Origin of the sequence: Streptomyces sp. NPDC052101 (assembly GCF_040680235.1) — a bacterium.
Lineage (GTDB): Bacteria > Actinomycetota > Actinomycetes > Streptomycetales > Streptomycetaceae > Streptomyces.
This window is the reverse complement of the sequence record NZ_JBFAWH010000122.1, coordinates 1-1,687: the sequence shown is the minus strand read 5'-3', so window position 1 is coordinate 1,687 and position 1,687 is coordinate 1. Positions and strand designations below refer to the sequence as shown.

General features: G+C 71.3%; 2 protein-coding genes and 1 pseudogene. All 3 read left to right on the top strand.

Annotated features, from left to right (window positions below; translation table 11 throughout):
• Nucleotides 1–314 (top strand): annotated as a pseudogene (locus tag AB0L75_RS44170) (enoyl-CoA hydratase/isomerase family protein); the annotation flags it as partial.
• Between the two features lie 8 nt (nucleotides 315–322).
• Nucleotides 323–1,210, top strand: coding sequence for a 3-hydroxyacyl-CoA dehydrogenase family protein (locus AB0L75_RS44165; RefSeq protein WP_063188652.1), 888 nt, complete (start codon nucleotides 323–325; stop codon nucleotides 1,208–1,210).
• 121 nt (nucleotides 1,211–1,331) lie between these two features.
• The coding region (locus AB0L75_RS44160) for an MmcQ/YjbR family DNA-binding protein (RefSeq protein WP_365191934.1) at nucleotides 1,332–1,687 on the top strand (356 nt) is incomplete at its 3' end.

Sequence of the window (1,687 nt, the reverse complement as noted above, 5' to 3'; positions counted from 1 at the left end):
GCGAGTACGGTCCCGGTGATCGGCTTCCGGGAGAGAACGACCTGATCGCCGGACGGATCCTGGACGCGCAGGAGGCCCTCGAGCTCAAGCTCGTCACCGAGCTGCACGAGCCGGAGGCCCTCCTCGACGCCGCCGACGCCCTCGCCGACCGCATCGCGCAGCAGGACCCGCTGGCGGTGCGGCTGTCCAAGCGCGTCTTCCACCTCCCCCGCGAGGCCCACCCCCACGTGGACGAGATCGCGCAGGCCATCCTGTTCGAGTCCGAGGCCAAGTTCGAGCGCATGCAGGCGTTCCTCGACCGCAAGAAGAAGTGAGGACTGACATGACCGATCAGCAGCACACCCCTGATGCCGCGCCGTCCTCCGTGCCCGCCGTCGTCGGCGTCCTCGGCGGCGGCCGGATGGGTGGCGGCATCGCCCACGCGTTCCTCGTCTCCGGCTCGTCCGAGGTGGTCGTCGTCGAGCGCGACCCGCGGTCGGCCGAGGCCGCCAGGGAGCGCATCGAGGCCGACCTGGCCGCCTCCCTGGACCGCGGCAAGATCGACGGCGACCTGGACGAGTGGGCGCAGCGCCTGACCGTCACCGTGGACCGCGCCGACTTCGCCCGCTGCGACCTCGTGGTCGAGGCCGTGTTCGAGGACATGCAGGTGAAGATCGAGGCGCTCACCGACGTCGAGGCCCACCTGCGCGAGGACGCCTGGCTGGCCAGCAACACCTCCTCCCTCTCCATCGACGAGATCGCCACGCACCTGCAGCGCCCCGAACGCTTCTGCGGCCTGCACTACTTCAACCCGGTGCCCGCCTCGAAGCTCGTGGAGGTCGTGATCGGCGAGCAGACCGGTGCGGAGCTCCAGGCCCTGTCCACCGAGTGGGTCCGCGGGCTCGGCAAGACCCCCGTCGTCGTCAAGAACGCCCCGGGCTTCGCCTCGTCGCGCCTGGGCGTGGCGATCGCGCTCGAGGCCATCCGCATGGTCGAGGAGGGCGTGGCCTCCCCCGAGGACATCGACGCCGCCATGGTGCTCGGCTACAAGTTCCCGGTCGGCCCGCTGGCCCTGACCGACATCGTGGGCCTGGACGTGCGCCTGGGCATCGCGGAGTACCTCGAGTCCCAGCTGGGTGAGCGCTTCGCCCCGCCGCAGCTCATGCGAGACATGGTGGCCCGCGGCGAGCTCGGCCGGAAGTCCGGCAAGGGCTTCTTCGACTACCGCTGAGCCCCCGGGGCGAGCGCTTTCGAACGTGAGATAGGCCCTATCTCACGTTCGAAAGCGCCCATTCCCCCGATATCACGTTCGAAAGTGCGGGGGCGGGGCGGGCGCGGCTAACGTGGCGGGCATGGACGAGCCCACGCTGCTGCGCATCGCCCGCGACCGCGCCCTCGAGCTGCCGGGCAGCGCCGCGTCGCACCCCTTCGGCCCGGACACCGAGGTCGTGAAGGTGCAGGGGAAGCTGTTCGTGGTGTTCATCGACCACGACGGGCGCCGCCTCGTGAACGTCAAGGCCCGCCCGGAGGACGGCGCCCAGCTGCGCGCGGCCCTGCCCGCGGCGATCACGCCCGGCTATCACACGGACAAGCGGCACTGGCTCAGCCTGGCCACGCACCCGGACCTCGACGAGCAGCTCGTCCGGGACCTCGTCACGGAGTCGTACCTGCTGGTCGAGGCGAGGCTCCCCCGCACCCGGCGCCCCGA